At 66.1% G+C, this 16591-nt stretch carries 15 protein-coding genes and 1 pseudogene; 13 read left to right on the forward strand and 3 right to left on the reverse strand.

Annotated features, from left to right (window positions below; translation table 11 throughout):
- Nucleotides 1–27: 27 nt before the first annotated feature.
- Nucleotides 28–1683 (reverse strand): recombinase family protein, encoded by a 1656-nt coding sequence (locus KYK29_RS15855; RefSeq protein WP_254691887.1) that lies wholly within the window; start codon nucleotides 1681–1683, stop codon nucleotides 28–30.
- A gap of 19 nt (nucleotides 1684–1702) precedes the next feature.
- Nucleotides 1703–1894: a hypothetical protein gene (locus KYK29_RS15860; RefSeq protein WP_254691888.1), complete on the reverse strand. Its 192-nt coding sequence runs from the start codon at nucleotides 1892–1894 to the stop codon at nucleotides 1703–1705.
- A 301-nt stretch (nucleotides 1895–2195) separates the two neighbouring features.
- Here KYK29_RS15860 and KYK29_RS15865 point away from each other — a divergent pair, with 301 nt between their 5' ends.
- From KYK29_RS15865 to KYK29_RS15900, 8 genes and pseudogenes are all read left to right on the forward strand, one after another.
- Complete coding sequence (locus KYK29_RS15865; protein ID WP_254691889.1) at nucleotides 2196–2495, forward strand: type II toxin-antitoxin system TacA family antitoxin; 300 nt, start codon at nucleotides 2196–2198, stop codon at nucleotides 2493–2495.
- A 3-nt stretch (nucleotides 2496–2498) separates the two neighbouring features.
- Complete coding sequence (locus tag KYK29_RS15870; protein WP_254691890.1) at nucleotides 2499–3002, forward strand: GNAT family N-acetyltransferase; 504 nt, start codon at nucleotides 2499–2501, stop codon at nucleotides 3000–3002.
- A gap of 199 nt (nucleotides 3003–3201) precedes the next feature.
- Nucleotides 3202–3939 (forward strand): annotated as a pseudogene (locus KYK29_RS15875) (ArdC family protein); the annotation flags it as partial.
- A gap of 266 nt (nucleotides 3940–4205) precedes the next feature.
- Nucleotides 4206–5624: a tyrosine-type recombinase/integrase gene (locus KYK29_RS15880; RefSeq protein ID WP_012112823.1), complete on the forward strand. Its 1419-nt coding sequence runs from the start codon at nucleotides 4206–4208 to the stop codon at nucleotides 5622–5624.
- Nucleotides 5621–7462, forward strand: a complete 1842-nt coding sequence (locus KYK29_RS15885) for a site-specific integrase (RefSeq protein ID WP_012112822.1) — start codon at nucleotides 5621–5623, stop codon at nucleotides 7460–7462. The genes KYK29_RS15880 and KYK29_RS15885 overlap by 4 nt, the downstream gene beginning before the upstream one ends.
- On the forward strand, nucleotides 7459–9624 hold the full coding sequence (locus KYK29_RS15890; RefSeq protein WP_012112821.1) for a hypothetical protein: 2166 nt from the start codon (nucleotides 7459–7461) through the stop codon (nucleotides 9622–9624). Before KYK29_RS15885 ends, KYK29_RS15890 begins: the two co-directional genes overlap by 4 nt.
- Complete coding sequence (locus KYK29_RS15895) at nucleotides 9621–10061, forward strand: hypothetical protein (protein ID WP_254691891.1); 441 nt, start codon at nucleotides 9621–9623, stop codon at nucleotides 10059–10061. Before KYK29_RS15890 ends, KYK29_RS15895 begins: the two co-directional genes overlap by 4 nt.
- A gap of 216 nt (nucleotides 10062–10277) precedes the next feature.
- On the forward strand, nucleotides 10278–11204 hold the full coding sequence (locus tag KYK29_RS15900; protein WP_012112819.1) for an ArdC family protein: 927 nt from the start codon (nucleotides 10278–10280) through the stop codon (nucleotides 11202–11204).
- 16 nt (nucleotides 11205–11220) lie between these two features.
- Here KYK29_RS15900 and KYK29_RS15905 read toward each other — a convergent pair whose 3' ends face one another.
- Nucleotides 11221–11649 (reverse strand): MerR family transcriptional regulator, encoded by a 429-nt coding sequence (locus KYK29_RS15905; protein WP_012112818.1) that lies wholly within the window; start codon nucleotides 11647–11649, stop codon nucleotides 11221–11223.
- An 86-nt stretch (nucleotides 11650–11735) separates the two neighbouring features.
- On the opposite strand from KYK29_RS15905, the gene KYK29_RS15910 reads away from it, so the two are divergent.
- Genes KYK29_RS15910 through KYK29_RS15930 form a run of 5 tightly spaced genes read left to right on the forward strand, consistent with a single transcriptional unit; the run spans nucleotide 11736 to nucleotide 16423 of the window.
- Nucleotides 11736–12161, forward strand: coding sequence for a mercuric transporter MerT family protein (locus KYK29_RS15910; RefSeq protein ID WP_039194744.1), 426 nt, complete (start codon nucleotides 11736–11738; stop codon nucleotides 12159–12161).
- Nucleotides 12162–12182: 21 nt separating this feature from the next.
- Nucleotides 12183–12479: a heavy-metal-associated domain-containing protein gene (locus KYK29_RS15915; RefSeq protein WP_012112816.1), complete on the forward strand. Its 297-nt coding sequence runs from the start codon at nucleotides 12183–12185 to the stop codon at nucleotides 12477–12479.
- 1 nt (nucleotide 12480) lies between these two features.
- Nucleotides 12481–12729: a hypothetical protein gene (locus KYK29_RS15920; protein ID WP_036742955.1), complete on the forward strand. Its 249-nt coding sequence runs from the start codon at nucleotides 12481–12483 to the stop codon at nucleotides 12727–12729.
- Nucleotides 12726–15029 carry a bifunctional organomercurial lyase/mercury(II) reductase MerBA gene (gene merBA / locus KYK29_RS15925; protein ID WP_012112815.1) on the forward strand — a complete coding sequence of 768 codons (2304 nt, stop codon included), beginning with the start codon at nucleotides 12726–12728 and terminating at the stop codon, nucleotides 15027–15029. The genes KYK29_RS15920 and merBA overlap by 4 nt, the downstream gene beginning before the upstream one ends.
- Nucleotides 15014–16423 (forward strand): dihydrolipoyl dehydrogenase family protein, encoded by a 1410-nt coding sequence (locus KYK29_RS15930; RefSeq protein ID WP_246670937.1) that lies wholly within the window; start codon nucleotides 15014–15016, stop codon nucleotides 16421–16423. The genes merBA and KYK29_RS15930 overlap by 16 nt, the downstream gene beginning before the upstream one ends.
- The last annotated feature ends 168 nt before the right edge of the window (nucleotides 16424–16591 follow it).

A 16591-nucleotide genomic window follows, 5' to 3' on the forward strand; every position in this document is an offset into this window, starting at 1 on the left:
GTGGAGCAGCCCGGTAGCTCGTCAGGCTCATAACCTGAAGGCCGCAGGTTCAAATCCTGCCCCCGCAACCATCTTTACTTGCGATCCACCCCGCCCTCCGGCGGGGTTTTTCGTTTGTGCGGAAATCGTAAGGATTCCAGCAAGATCGCCCTGGACGTCGATCTCAATCTTGCCGTCCACGGGCGTCAGCACGATCTTGTCCACCAGTGAGCGCAGGATATCCGCGGCCTCGATCCGTTTCTCTTCCTCTTCGTCCTGCAAGGCTTCATAGAGCTGCTGAACCCGCTTGCGGTATTGCAGCGCCATCGAGGGGTGCAGGAGGGGAGGCGGTTCCTCGGCCTCGGCCAGAAACAGCGCCAGTTCCTTCTTGCGGTGTTCCAGCAGCACCATCTTGGCATTGATTGCGTCAGCCGCGCCGCCCTTGAGGATCAGGTTGAGCAGCGTGTCGAGTTCACGGTCGATCTTCGCCATCTCGGTCTCGGCCGCGGTGATGCCCGCGCGGCCTTCCATCCGCAGCCGGTTCATCTCTTGCGTGAACACCGCGCAGAAGTGAGCGAACAATTCGGGATCGACAAGTTTGGTGCGAAGCGCATTCAGCACGCGCGTCTCCAATTCGTCGCGACGGATGTTGGTTCGGTTATCGCAGGTGCCTTTGTTCCGTGCCGTCGAGCAGCCGATCAGGGTCGCCGAGATCGCGGAATAGCCGCCGCCGCAGCAGGCGCATTTGGTCAGGCCCGAGAAGAGATATTTCGGCCGGCGTCGGTAGTTCATCTTGCGGACGTCGGCGACGCCGCTCTCGTCCCGCTCGGTCCGGTTCTCGCCCTGCCTCGCCTTCACGGCGTTCCAGAGGTCGTCATCGAGGATGCGCAGCTCCGACGTCTCCTGGATCACCCATTCGGATTCGGGGTTGGGGCGGGCCTGGCGCTTGCCGGTATCGGGGTCTTTCACGAATCGCTGGCGGTTCCAGACGATCTTGCCGACATACATCTCGTTGTTGAGGATGCCGTTGCCACGCTTCGGGTTGCCATTGATCGTGCTGAAACCCCAATCGCCACCGGACGGCGCGGGGATACGGTCCCTGTTCAGGGCGAAGGCGATGGTCTTGGCCGACTTGCCGGCTGCGTAGTCGCGGAAGATGCGGCGGACAACCTCGGCCTGCGCCTCGTTGATGGTGCGGTCGCCACGGACGGGCTCACCATTGGCATCGAATTTCTTCACCACGTCATAGCCGTAGGAATTGCCGCCGCCCGACTTGCCGGCCTCGACGCGGCCGCGTTGTCCGCGGCGCGTCTTGTCGGCCAGATCCTTTAGGAACAGAGCGTTCATCGTGCCCTTGAGCCCGACATGCAACTCGCTGATCTCGCCCTCGGACAGGGTGAACATCTTCACGTCGGCATAGCGCATGCGCTTGTAGATGCCGGCGATGTCCTCCTGATCCCGGCTGATCCGGTCCAATGCCTCGGCCAGGATCATGTCGAACCGGCCGCGCGCGGAATCCATGATCACCGCCTGGATGCCGGGGCGCTGGATCATGCTGGAGCCGGAGATGGCGTGATCGGAATATTCCTCGACCACCGTCCAGCCTTCCTTCTCCGCCCGCAGGCGGCACATGCGGAACTGGTCGGCGATGGACGCCTCGCGCTGATTGTCCGACGAATAGCGGGCGTAGATCGCGACTCTCACGGCACATCTCCTTTGAGCGTCAGGAGGTGCGCTTCCTCCGTCGACGCATCATCTTCACTTCCTCGGCGTAGCATTCCCGCGCTGCCTGCCGCGCCAGAAACTCGACGAGACGCAGAAGGCGCGGATCGGGATTGCCGCACTGGGTGAACGTCAGTTCCGGCTCGTCGATCATCAGGGATTCGAGCAGCGCTTCGCGTTCTCGTCCTGACATCTTTGCTGTGTTTCCGGGGGCTCGCAAGGTCATGCGAGACAGAATTTGCCCCTATGACAGTATAAGCAACTGAAAACGCGGTCGAATATTTGGCGGAATCCAGTGCCATGCTGCGTATACCGGCGCGTTCCAGCGTAGTCCCGCGCATCATGGCATAGCGAAATAACCTACGGGATTCTGCCCTGGCGGCGGGTATCGAGGGGTTCCCTGGCGCTATGACGAGTTCGGTGAGCATGGTGAGGATATTAACGTATTGCCTTTTGCGATACAATCCCCTATCTTACGTGAAAGGAGACGACTCATGGCCAGCACAGCGGAACGCAAGGAATATCCCATCTCAATGCGACTGCCCGAAGCGGATGTGGCGATGATTGACCGCGCGGCAAACCTGCGCGGCCGTTCCCGAACGGATTTCGTGCGGGATGCCGCCGTGCGGGCCGCCGAGGAGGTCGTCATGGAGCAGGGGCTGATCCGCATGAGCCCGGAGGGCTTCGCGGATTTCATGGAGATCCTGTCTCGTCCGCCCACCATCGTCCCCGAGATGATGGAAGTGCTGAAGCGGCCCGCGCCGTGGGAACCCGGCTTTGAGCCGAAGCGGTGAGCCGTGGCTTTATCTGCGCCCGAGCCGCTGACTGCGGCCCATGACGTTTCCGCGTTTTCATGCGGTAAGCCCACGCTCGATCACTGGCTGAAGACCCGCGCCCTTGCCAATCAGGAAAAGGGCTTCACGGCTGTCGTCGTTGTCCACGAGGCGGAGCGTGTCGTCGGATATTATGGGCTGGCCCCGACAGGGGCCGTCCCTTCGATCCTGCCACGTTCAATCCGCACCGGACAGCCGCCCAACCCGGTCCCCTGCTTGCTTCTCGGGCAGCTCGCCACGGACACTGATTGGGCGGGGCAGGGGATTGGCACCGGCTTGATGAAACATGCTCTTCAGCGTTGCGTTCTGGCGTCGCGACTGATCGGCGGTCGGGCCTTGTTGGTCAATGCCGTCGATGAGGAGGCGGCGCTATTCTGGCAACGACATGGTTTCATGCCTTCCAGAGATGATCCGCTGGTTCTGCTGCGAGCGATCTCCGACATTGCCGCCATGCTGGCGCAGGCATGAGCCTCAGGATAATCCAGCCAGTCAAAAACGTTTATTTGGGGGAAAGTCTTCCCCTTGGCCGGCACCGTGTTGCCGGCGCACCCCCATCGAGCGGGGAGATCCCCGCAACGCCCCTTTAGAGTGAGAGTGCCGACGGGGTTTGCCGTGACGGGTTGAAGGCTGGAGAGCAGGTCTCCGGCGCCCGTCGCGGAGAACCGCGATGTCCAGATATGACAACACCCCACGCTCCGGCTCGGACCGGACGAACCTCTATGACGAAATCACCGGCAAGATCATCGCCGAACTCGAGGCCGGGCGCTTTCCCTGGGTCCAGCCATGGGGCAAGGCCACAGCCAAGGCCCCGCTCGGCCTGCCGCAGAACGCCAGCACTGGCCGCGCCTACAGCGGCATCAATATCCTGATCCTTTGGGGCGCCGTGGTTCAGCACGGTTTCCCCGGACAAGGCTGGCTCACCTATCGCCAGGCGGCCGCCCTTGGCGGCAATGTCCACAAGGGCGAACGCGGCACCACCGTCGTCTATGCCGACCGCTTCACGCCCGAGGACGAGAAGCGGCGCGCGAGAGAGACCGGCGAGGAACCGGGGACGATCTCGTTCCTGAAGCGGTTCACCGTGTTCAACGCTGCCCAATGCGAGGGGCTGCCCGAGGATATCGCCGTGGCCATGCCACCCCCGCCGCCCGGCCTGATCGAGCCGAGGGTCGAGGCGCTTATCAAAGCCACCGGCATCGACTTCCGCATCGGCGGGGATCGCGCCTTCTATTTCCCGGCCCTCGACCATGTGGTCGTGCCGCCGCCGCAAGCCTATTTCGAGCCGATCAACTGGCACCGGACGGCGCTCCATGAGCTGGGTCATGCCACCGGCCATGCGTCCCGGCTGAACCGGGATTTCTCCGGCAGCTTCGGCACGAAGAAATACGCTTTCGAGGAGCTGGTCGCCTTATCCTGACTCTGTGATCCTGTCTCAGAATCATGCATTGGAGGCGCCTCACCACGGCTCCGGTGAAGCTCTTCAGACGTCCGGGTCAAGCGTTCCCGCAGCGTAGCGAGGACAACGCTTGACGCGGCGGCGGCACGACAAGCTGTTCATGGGGTGCAGGCTAAGTCCTGCACCCCTGCCACGCGGCGAGCGGGAGAGCGCGAGGGGAACCCCTCGCATTCTAAACAATGAAGTTGCGCCGAAGGCGCTCCGCTTGGGTATCGTGCGTGCATTTGTATTTTACCGATCTTGACACTATTTCGCGTCCGCTTTTCCTTGATGACCTTGCAGTGAGCCTCGCGCCCGGTGCGCTCGACGCGGTCGAGCGCACCGGGCTGATTCACGGCATGCCGTTCATCCTGATGGATGACGGCAGCTACGATCTCGCTCTCAACCGGTTCTTTCGTGCCTGTCCTGCTATGGGAGCGCGATCGCCGAACACGTGGCGCTCCTACGCCCGCGACATTCTCGTCTGGGCGCGCTTTCTTGTCGAACGGCGCGGCGGCAAGACGGTCTGGCAGGCCGGCCGCGACGATGTCCTGGCCTTTCACCGGGCGCGTCGGCTGTCGGCAGCTCCCTACCGCATCTCGGCTGCGAGCTGGAACCGGAGCGTTGCCGCGCTCGACAAGCTCTATCGCTGGGCTGTCGAGGAAGGAATCATTGCGATCTCGCCCTTCAGCTACGGCGCCACCCTTCGCAGGGCCGGCGGTAGCCGCGCAGTGCTCGCTGTGACGACGAACCGTGCCCGCGAGCGCGCCGCGCGGCGCCACGATACCCGTTACATCGATCTTGGCCGCTACCTGCTGTTCCGCGAGGTGGGATTGCGCGGCCGGCTTCCCGACGGCTCGGAGGACGCGACGTGGCGCGGCCGCAACGGCGAGCGCAATGCGTTGTTTGCCGAGCTTCTCGTCACGACCGGCCTGCGGCTGACAGAGGCCGGCAGTCTGCTGCTGAGTGAGCTGCCGCGCCTGACCGATCCCGAATCGCGCTCGGTGCCGTTCGATCTCCCCGGTCCGATCGCCAAGGGCGGACGACCACGGCGCATCCGCGTTCCCCGCCGGGTACTGAGATTGATCGGCGACTATGTCGATCTCGAGCGCACGGTCTCTGCCGCGCGCTCAGAGCCTTCGGTGTCCGATCCGCTCTGGCTGATGCTGGAGGACGGGAAGGCAACAGACGCGGCGGGCAAGCGTGTCCGGCTCGACCGTCTGACGCTGGGCGAACGCCGCCGCGTGCTGGTCGGCACGCCCGGCCAGGCGCAGCATGCCTTGCTCTGGCTGACTGAAGGCGGCAAGCCCGTGCCCTCGGCGACTTGGGAAGCTGCCTTTCGGCGGGCCTGCACCCGCTGCCGCCGTTTCGGCATCGAGGTCGAGGTGACGCCACACACGCTGCGGCACACCTTCGCCGTCAACATGCTCTCCATGCTGATCCGCGAGCAGATCGGATCCGTGTTCGATCCGCAGGACCAGCACGGCGCAGCCTATCGGCGGATTCTCGGCGATCCTCTGCAGAAGCTCCAGCACCTGCTGGGGCATGCGAGTATCACCAGCACCTACATCTATCTCGACAGCCTCGCCGAGGCGCAGGAGCTGGTCGAGGCCGCCGCGGATCGCTGGGCCGAAGACACGGCTGGCGGCGCGGCATGACCGCCGCGGCGGCTCCATCGGTGCGGCGGCCGGGTCGCCGCGCCCTCTTTCCCGAGGCGCTGCCCGATCCCGAGGGCGAGGCCGCCGCTGCGATCGCATCGCTGCGCTTTACCGTCACGCTGGCGGATCGCAGCAAGACGATCGACCTGACGATGCTCGCCGGCCGCAAGGCATTGGCGCGGACCTTTGCCGGCGCGCTCTGGCGCGCCTGCCAGGTCGGTGGTCCGGCCGGCTCGATCTCGACGGCCTACGCCTATGCCAATGCGCTCAAGACATTTTGGCGCTATCTCGATTCCGCCGGATCGCACGTCGCCCGTCTCTCCGACGTCAGTGCCGTCTGCATCGACGGCTTCGATTCCTGGATGGAGGGGAGCGGCCTGCATCCCAATCACCGCCTGCACCGCATGAGCAAGGTGCTCAACCTGCTGCGGCTTGCCGAGGCCGCGGAGCCCAGCCACCTGCCGCCCGATGCCTCACGCCGGCTGATGTACACGAGCGATCGGCCCGGCGTGCGCGCCAGGCCGCGCGATGCCTATGGCGATGATGTCGCCGCGGCATTGCGGAAGGCGGCGCGCACCGATCTCGCCGCCATCATCCGCCGCTTGGGCGAGGCCGATCGTATTCCGGCGGTCGAGGATTCCGATCGGAGCAAGGCGCTGGCAGCAACCCACAAACAGGTAATGGAAGTGATCGACGCGGAAGGCGTCATCGGGCACAGGCACCCTCTCTTCAAGCGACTCTACACGCTCCGCCGCGAGAGTGGCCTGCCGAACGATCGCCTGATCCACGATCTGCATGGCCGCCGGCATCTCATCGCCGCCGATCTCGTGCCGCTCATCGTGCTTATCTCGCTCGACACCGGCATGGAGATCGAAGCGATCAAGGGCTTGCGAGCGGACTGCCTGAAGAACCCGGCGGGCGGCTATGTCGAGATCGAGTATTGCAAGCGTCGGGCGCGCGGCGCCGAGTGGAAGCGGCTGCGTGTGCGCGACGGCGGTTCCTCGACGCCGGGCGGCTTGATCCGCAAGGCGCTGCAGTGGACCGGTCCGGCGAGAAGCCGGCTCGGCGCCGACACGCTCTGGGCGCACTGTGCCTGGGGCCGCCTGACCCCTCGGGTGCTCAGCATGAAGGAGCTCGCGGCTTCATGGACGCGCCGGCACGGCATCCTTGATGAGCGGGGCCAACGCCTTCGCCTCAATCTGACGCGCCTGCGCAAGACGCATAAGGCGGCATGGTACCGGCGCACGGGCGGCCAGCTCGACCGCTTCGCCGTCGGCCACACTGTCGCGGTCGCGGCCGACCACTACGCCGACATTCCCGCGCTTCGTCATCTGCACGAGGCGACAATTGCCGACGCCATGACCGATGCGCTCGACGCCGCGTTCCCCCCCTGTGTCCTGTCGTCGGAGGAGGAAGCGGCCGTCCAGACCGATCCCGACAAGGCGACCGGCCTTCCCGTTGTCGGCGCCGCCGCGGTCAAGGCGCTGTTCGGCGGCGAGCAGGACGTCTGGCTCGCCAGTTGCGGCGGCTTCTACAACAGCCCGTTCGGCTCGGAGGGAGAGGCCTGTCCGTCCCCCTTCTGGGGGTGTCTCGAATGCAGCAATGCCGTGGTCACCGCCCGCAAGGTGCCCGCGCTCCTGGCCTTCCTCAACTTCATCCGGGCGCAGCGGCAGGTGCTGAGCGAAGCCGACTGGATCGCCAAGTTCGGCCGGGTTCACGGACGCATCGCCGAACAGATTCTGCCCCGGTTCGCCGACGCCGAGATCGAGGAAGCCCGTCGGATTGGGTCATCGGACCCCGCGCTCCTCTACCTGCCGCCCGAAGCGAGAGCGCCATGATGCCGGCACCGATCAAGCTGCCGCAGCACGCGTCGCTGCCTTCGGCCATTTATGGCAACGACGAGCCCGTGCTTGCCGGCGTGGCGGTCAGGGACGATGCCGACCGCACGCGACTTCCGCGCTTCGGTGACGATCTTTGGGACCTGGGCGCCGCCATTTTCCGGGTGAACGCCCGCTACAGCAATTACCGGCTGAACCTCGCCCGCATCGCCGATCCCGTCACGCGGCGGCTGGCGAAGGAGTACGTGATCGCCCGCCTGCGCATCCATGTGCCGGGATATCGGGCGCCCTGCGGCGCGACCTCGGCGATCCGCCTGCTGCGCTACATCCAGCATTTCGCCGCGTTCCTCCGCGCAAGGACTGGCGCCGTCGATCTCAGCCGGATCGATCAGGCGCTGCTCGACGCCTATCTGGCGTATGCCCGTGACGGCGGACGGCGAACGCCTCACGAGACGGTGAAGTATGTCGAGGTGCCGATCGACCTGCATCACCTGGCGCCATGGCTAACCGGCGGCGGCATCGGTTTCCTGCCGTGGCGTGGACGTGCGGCGCACCGCGTTGCCGGCCGGCCGCCAGCGCCCGCCGAGAACGCCACGCCGCGCATTCCCGAGCCGGTCATCGGCGCCATGCTGCGCTGGGCGCTCAAGTATGTCGAGGTCTATGCGCCCGATATCCTCGCGGCGCGGGCCGAGCTTGACGCTCTCGAAGCCCGCTGCGCCCGATTGATGGCGCGGGACGCGCGGGCCGGACGGGCCGTGGCCAAGAACTATCGCGCCCGCGTGGCCAAGTGGCTCGACGTGCGCCGGGCCATGGGCCGAGGCGTGCCGATCTGGGAGCACGCGCCCAATGTGGCCCGCCGCATCGACCCGCTCACCGGCGAAGAGACCCCGCCCTACAATCTCCATCTGATGCGCCTTCACGCCGGCGCTCCGCAGAGCGGCCGCATCAGCCAGTCCGAGCCGACTGCACGACTGATCGAGAAGGCAGCCGCCGAGCTCGGAACCGAGATCGGCGGGCTCGATACGCCGATCTCGATCGATCCGGACACCGGACTGCCATGGCGCGAGCGCTTCGACGGCCTCAGCCTCGCCCGCGAAGAACGGATGTTGCAGGGCGCCTGCTATCTCGTCTGCGCCTACCTCACCGGCATGCGCGACAGCGAGGTGCAGGCGATGCAGCCGGGTTGCGTGTCGCCGGTGCGCAGCGCCGACGGCCTGGTCGAGCGGTACCGGCTGCGCAGCACGGTGTACAAGCGCCATGGCGCGCGCGGCGTCACGGCCGACTGGATCACGATCGAGCCCGTCGCTCGCGCCGTCGCGGTGATGGAGGTTCTCTCGGCACGCAATCGCCGAGAGAAGGAACTGTCATCCTTGTGGGTGGCGCTGAAGGACTGGCCCTGGAGCAACGATCATCTCGGGATGGGTGCAACGCCGACACTCAACCTTTTCCGCGAGGGCCTCGACACGCGCTCGGAGGCCGCGCCGGCGATTCCGCGCATCGGCGACGAGCCTTGGAAGTTTACGACCCGGCAGCTCCGACGCACGATCGCCTGGTACATCGCCAACCGGCCGTTCGGCACGGTCGCCGGCAAGATCCAGTACAAGCACGCCTCGGTCGCCATGTTCGAAGGCTATGCCGGATCGGCGCAGGCCGACTTCCGCTTGGCGATCGAGCGCGAACGTGCACTCGGCCAGCTCGACGACATTGTCGCCCATTACGAGGCCTATCTTCGCCGTGAAGGCCCGGCGGGACCGGGTGCTGCGCGACTGCGACGCGAGTTCGGCCGCGTGCAGGAGGAACTTGGCGATCTTCCCGGCCGGATCTTGGACCGCAAGCGGCTGCGCACCATGGTTGCCCATCTCGGGCGGACCCTGCATGTCGGTTTCCTCAACGACTGCCTGTTCGATGCAGCGACCGCGCTCTGCCTCACCGGCGCGCCAGATGCCGAGCGGACGGCGCCGGCCCTATCGCGCTGCAGCCCCGACCGGTGCCCGAACGCCTGCCTGACCGCCCGGCACCGCGAACCGTGGCAGGCCTCGATCGTCGAGGGCGAAGCGCTTCTGGCCGACCGGCGTCTATCGCCGCTGCAGCGCACGGCGATCCTGCGGGACAACGAGCGCAAGTGCCGGCTGATCGCGCCTCTCATGGACGGTGACGCATGACCGCGCTCGGGCCGAAGAGCCAAGCGGCGCTAAGGGCTGCCATGAAGCGGTTGCTCGACGGCCGCCCTGAACGCACCGACGGGGCGCTGACCGTCGCCAACCTGGCGCGCGACGCCGGCGTCAGCCGAGCGACGGCGAACCGGGCCGGCGATCTTCTCGCCGAGCTCCGCGCGGCCGAAGCCCGCCTGCGGCGATCGTCGCCCAGGGCCCTCAAGGAACGCATCCATGCTCTGGAAGCGGAACTACGCGCCGTGCGTGGTGCCGAGATGGCGGAGCTGCGGGCGCTCACCCGGACGCTCGCGCAGCACATCCAGATGCTGACGTTGCAGCTCGCCGAGCGAGATGCCGTCATCGAAGGTCTGCGAGCGGAGCTGTCTCGATCCGTGGACGCCAGGGTCGTCCCGTTGCGGCGTCCGCCTCTGGACGGCACCGGCTGACAGCCGCGCTTCATCCTGACCGGTCCAGGCGCCGCTCGCCGGTCATGGCTGCCTCCCGTGCTCGCCCGTCGAGGCAGGGCTCGGGTTGTGGCAGACGCTGCCGGCCCATCAACCCTGTTCCGCACCAGCACCGAGAACAGGGTGTGACGGCCCGGCTTCCCGCGTCTGCCCCTGCCGCCTCGCCCTCGACGGAGAGGGCGAACACAGGAGGCAGCCATGACCACCGATCGCACACCCCAGCCCCGGAACGACATCTACGAGCGTGTCACCAGCCAGATCATCGCCGCCATCGAGGCCGGCGCCGACCAGTACCGGATGCCCTGGCACCACGACGGATCGGCCATCACTACGCCCGTCAACGTCGCCTCGCGCAAGGCCTATCGTGGCGTCAACGTCATCGCACTCTGGGCCGCCGCGCACGCCGCCGGCTTTCCCGCCGGCATCTGGGGCACCTATCGCCAGTGGCAGGCGCTCGGCGCCCAGGTCCGCAAGGGCGAGCGCGGGCACCTCGTCGTGTTCTGGAAGACCGTCGATCGCCACGGCAAGGCAGACGTACAGGACGGCGACGAGGATCGCGACGAGCCCGCCCGGCGCATGTTCGCCCGCGGCTACACGGTCTTCAACTGCGCGCAGGTCGACGGCTACACGCCGCCCGAGATACCGGTGCTACCCGAGGCCGAGCGCATCGAGCGGGCCGAACGGTTCTGCGCAGCGCTCGGCATCGACATCCGCCACGGCGGATCGCAGGCCTGTTACCGCCCATCCACCGACCACGTGCAGATGCCCGACTTCGCCTGCTTCCGCGATGCCGCAGCCTATTACGCCGTGCTGCTCCACGAATGCGGGCACGCCTCCGGCGCCAGGCATCGCCTCGACCGTGATCTCTCCGGACGGTTCGGCTCGGCCGCCTATGCTATGGAGGAATGCACGGTCGAGCTCCTGAGCGCCATGATCTGCGCCGACCTCCATCTCAGCGTCGAGCCGCGGCCCGACCACGCCAGCTATATCGCCTCCTGGCTCGAGGTGCTTCGCTCCGACAAGCGCGCGATCTTCACCGCCGCAGCCAAGGCGCAGCAGATCGCCGACTGGCTGCACGCCCAGCAGGGCAACGCTTGCCGGAACGACGTCAGGGGCGCCGCATAGGCGCTCCTCGACCCGATCAGTTGACAGTTCGCTCCCGGAACAGCGCCTCAATCAGCGGACATTCCGGCCGCGTGCCGTCGGCGCATTGCGCGACGACGTCCTTGAGCACCCGCTCCATGCGCTTCAGGTCAGCGATCTTCGCCCGCACATCGTCGAGATGCGCGGCGGCGACCGCGCTTGCCTCGGCGCAGGGCTGGTCGCGTTCGTCGACCAGGCGCAACAGCTCGCGGATTTCGTCGAGTGAGAAGCCGAGCTCGCGTGCCCGCAGCACAAAGCGAAGGCGCCGCTCGTGCGTCGTGTCGTAGCTGCGGTAGCCGGCCGCCGTGCGCGGTGGCTCGGGCAGGAGCCCGACCTTCTCGTAGTAGCGCACAGTCTCCAGATTGCTGCCCGTCCGCCGGGCGAGCTCAGCCCGCTGCAGGCCCTTCACGCCAGCGTGATCGCGCATCGCAAAAATCCCTCTTGACCCTGTAGTTGCTACAGACCGCATGGTACTGCGCAATGAGGATTTCGGCAAGGAAAGCGAGATCGGACATGGATATATCGCGACCCAGCACGGCGGGCATGACGTCCGCCACGACCGACGTGCTCGCGTCGGACCGAGCCGAAGTCGGACGGCAGCGCCTGGTCGCCGTCGGCGGCATTCTCGGCGCGCTTGCCGCCTCCTCGTGCTGCATCGTCCCGCTCATCCTGTTTAGCCTAGGCATTGGTGGCGCCTGGATCGGCAATCTGACGGCGCTCGCGCCCTACAAGCCGCTCTTCGTCGCCGGGACGACGGGCGTTCTCGGCTACGGCTTCTATCTCGTCTACTGGAAGCCGAGGCGGGCCTGCGCCGAGGATGCTGCCTGCGCGCGCCCGATCCCCAGCCGCATTGTCCAGATCGCGCTCTGGTTTGCGACGGTGCTCGTCGCGGCCGCCTTCGCATTCGACTACGTCGCCCCGCTGCTGCTTTCCGCCTGACACCAAGAGGAGACCCGTCCCATGAAGAAGAGTTTGAGTGCTCTTGCTTTGATCATGTCGGTGATGACCGCGCCTGCCGTGTTCGCTACCGAACGCACAGTCACCTTCGCCATCGACAACATGACCTGCGCCTCCTGCCCCTACATCGTGAAGACCTCGATGGCGGCGGTCCCCGGGGTCTCGACGGTGGCCGTCTCGTTCGAAGCCAAGACCGCGACCGTGACCTTCGACGACGCGCAGACGACCCCGGATGCCATCGCGGCCGCCAGCATGAATGCCGGCTATCCGGCCCGCCCGACGCAGGAGCAAGGCAGTTGACATGCATGACCGCGCCCTGATCCGCACCGGCGCCGCAGGCGCCATTGTCGTTGCGATCTGCTGCGCGGCGCCACTCCTTGCCGTGCCCCCGCCGCTGGCCGGCCTCGGCGCGTGGTTGACGGGTTCGGGTCTGGTCGTGCTTTCCCTGATCGCCGCGGGCCTCGGGCTTGTCGCCTGCGGCATCCATCATCGCCGTGCAAAGGTCGTCTGTTCCAACACGAAGATTCTGAATGAAGGCCTGAAGCCATGAACGATTGCTGCACATCCTCCGCGTCCCGCGACAAGGCGACGGTTTCTACATCCGCAACGGTGCCGAGCTTGGCCGTGCGGCCGGGTGTGACGTTTCCGGACTGGTCGGTGGTTTCGTCACCCGTGGTGAAGGAGGCCCTGCTGGCCATGGTCGGCTCCGACCATGTGCTCAACCGCTGGAGCGGCTACGAGGCGGCCACGGATCGCGTGCGCGTTGCGTTGCTACAGCTCTACGCCGAACACGGGCGAGCCCCGACCCCAAGCGCGCTTGCCAAGCGTGCGGGGCTGAGCGAGGAAGCCGTCCGTGCGCTGCTCGAAGAGCTCCGCCGTCGCGACCTCGTCGTACTCGATGGCGACATGATTGTCGGCGCGTATCCCTTCACCGACCGCGACACCGGCCACCGGGTCACACTGGACGGACGCACTCTTACTGCGATGTGCGCGGTCGACGCGCTCGGCATCGGCGCTATGACCGACCAAGACATCTCGATCGTCTCGCGCTGCCGCCACTGCGGCGCGCCGGTCCGGATCACCACGCAGGAACGGGGCCGGGCTCTGGCCGACGTTGAGCCGACGACGGCCGTCGTATGGCTCAGCGTCCATTACGAAGGCGGATGCGCTGCGAACTCGCTGTGCACTGCAACATCCTTCTTCTGTTCCGACGATCACCTCGCCGCGTGGCGCCGGCAGCGTCCTGCAGACGAGCCGGGATTCCGGCTGTCGATCGAGGAAGCTCTCGAAGCAGGTCGGGCGATCTTCGGGCCCAGCCTTGCCGGAATCGGCACAATCGCCGGCCACGGCAACAACGCGGCCGAGACACAAGGTGAGCCTCAATCGTCGGGCGATACGGCATCGCCGGACAGGCCCGTGACGCATCGGCGCCTTGGCACGAATGGCCGCAACAATGGTTCCTACGACCTTGCCATCATCGGCGCCGGCTCGGCCGGCTTCTCGGCCGCGATCACGGCAGCCGATCAGGGCGCCCAGGTGGCCCTCATCGGCAGCGGCACCATCGGCGGCACCTGCGTCAATATCGGTTGCGTGCCGTCGAAGACGCTGATCCGCGCCGCCGAGACGCTCCACAATGCCCGAGCCGCGGCACGTTTCGCCGGCATCACGGCCGAGGCCGAACTGACCGACTGGGGCGGAACCGTCCGTCAGAAGGACGCGCTGGTTTCGGAGCTACGTCAGGCCAAGTACGCCGACCTGCTCCCGGCTTACAACGGCATCGCCTATCGCGAAGGGCCGGCGCGCATCGTGGACGGCGGCGTCCAGGTGGACGGCACGTTTGTCTCAGCCGGCAAGATCATCATCGCGACCGGCGCGCGACCGGCCGTCCCTGTCATCCCCGGCATCGAGACCGTGCCATACCTGACGAGCACGACGGCGCTTGATCTCGAGGCGCTGCCCCGATCTCTGCTCGTGATCGGCGGCGGCTATATCGGGGCCGAACTCGCCCAGATGTTCGCCCGCGCCGGCGTCGAGGTGACGCTGGTGTGCCGCTCGCGTCTCCTTCCGGAGGCCGAACCCGAGATCGGCACGGCGCTGACGGGGTATTTCATGGACGAGAGCATCGCGGTGATTTCCGGCATCACGTACCGGACGATCCGCAAGACCGCGGACGGTGTTGCACTCACTGTCCATCGCGACGGCAAGGACGTCACGATCGACGCCGATCAGGTGCTCGTGGCGACGGGCCGCGCGCCCAATATCGAAGGTCTCGGGCTCGCCGAGCATGGGATCGCTCTCTCGCCGAAGGGCGGCATCTTCGTCGATGACCGCATGCGCACGACAAGATCGGGCGTGTACGCTGCCGGCGACGTCACCGGTCACGATCAGTTCGTCTACATGGCCGCCTACGGTGCCAAGCTCGCGGCGAAGAACGCCCTCAACGGCGACAGCCTGCGCTACGACAACAGTGCCATGCCGGCCATCGTCTTCACCGATCCGCAGGTGGCGAGCGTCGGGCTGACAGAGGCGGCTGCGCGGACCGCCGGCCACGCCGTCCGTGTCTCCACGATCGGTCTCGACCAGGTGCCGCGCGCGATTGCCGCCCGAGACACACGCGGGCTCATCAAGCTCGTCGCCGACGCTGGCAGCGGCCGGCTGCTCGGGGCGCATATCCTCGCACCGGAGGGAGCCGACAGCATCCAGACGGCGGCCCTGGCAATCCGGCACGGCCTGACCGTCGACGACCTCGCGGATACGCTCTTTCCGTATCTCACCACCGTTGAGGGCCTGAAGCTCGCGGCTCTTGCCTTCGACAAGGACGTGGCGAAGCTCTCATGCTGCGCCGGCTGAGCCGTGAAGGCTCGGATGTCGAACGTGACAATGTTGGAGGAGATCTAGTGGCGAAGAGATATGACCTTGCGATCATCGGCACGGGAACGGCTGCGATCGTAACAGCACACAGGGTTCGTGCGGCTGGCTGGAGCGTCGCCGTCGCGGACTTCCGGCCCTTCGGGGGCACCTGCGCCTTGCGCGGTTGCGATCCGAAGAAGATGATGGTCGGCGGCGCCGAGGCGGCTGATCACGCCTGGCGCATGAGCGGACGTGGAATCGAAGGGGACGCGACGCTCGATTGGACGGGACTGATGGCCTTCAAGCGCAGCTTCACCGATCCGGTACCGCAGAAGCGTGAGAAAGCCTTTGCCGACAAAGGGATTCACGCCTTCCACGGTCACGTTCGCTTTATCGGCCCGAATGCGCTCGAGTTCGGAGGAGAGAGGATCGAGGCGGACCGTATCGTGATCGCCGCCGGCGCCGAGGCCGTGCCGCTCGGCATTCCGGGCGAGCAGCACCTGATCACCAATGAAGGCTTCCTGGAACTGGAGAGCCTGCCTGAACGCATCGTCCTTGTCGGCGGCGGTTATATCGCGGCCGAGTTTTCGCACATCGCGGCGCGCGCCGGAGCACAGGTCACAATTCTTCAGCACGGGAAGCGAATGCTCAAGCAATTCGACCCCGATCTCGTCGGCTGGCTGATGGACAAGTTCAGCGAGCGCGGCATCAATGTCCGCACACAGGCAGGGGTGACCGCCATTGAGAAGGTATCAGACGGCTATCGCGTCCGGGCGGACTGTCCTGACGGCGAACTCGATATGGACGCAGATCTGGTCGTCCATGCCGCGGGTCGGGCGCCGGCGCTCGCGACGCTCGATCTCGATGCCGGGAGCGTAAAGCACCATAACGGGCGGCTGGCGTTGAACGGATTTTTGCAAAGCGTCTCCAACCCCGCGGTCTACGCAGCAGGTGATGCCGCCGGCCTAGGACCGCCGCTCACTCCGGTATCAAGCCATGACGCGAAGGTAGTCTCGGCGAACCTGCTCAACGGCAACACGGTCAGGCCTGAATACACAGGCGTTCCGAGTGTCGCCTTCACCATCCCGCCGATCGCAGCCGTCGGCATGAGCGAAGCCAAGGCGCGTGAGAAAGGCCTGAACGTTCGCGTAAAGACCGAGCGCGTGGACGGCTGGTTCACCGCACGCCAGCAGGCCGAGACGGTGTATGGCTTCAAAACGTTGGTCGACGCGGACACTGACCGCATCCTCGGCGCCCATCTTGTCGGTCCGCACGCTGACGAAGTGATCAACATCTTTGCACTGGCGATCAGGCAAGGGCTGACGGCAGAGCAGTTGAAGACCACCATGTTCGCATATCCCAGCGGCGCGTCAGATATCGGCGAGATGCTTTGAGCGTAAGTGAGGTGGTCGACCGGTACGGCCGCGGAGCAGTCTGCACGAAAGAAATCCCTTCACCAGTCGCATTCGGTTCGCTGAGCAGTCGTAAAAACCACGAACCGCAATGCGAAGAGCAGCCCTCCAGATACTCCCGAGTGTCTCACCCGTTCTAAAACCGCGCAA

Origin of the sequence: Shinella daejeonensis (assembly GCF_024281235.1) — a bacterium.
GTDB classification, from domain to species: domain Bacteria; phylum Pseudomonadota; class Alphaproteobacteria; order Rhizobiales; family Rhizobiaceae; genus Shinella; species Shinella daejeonensis.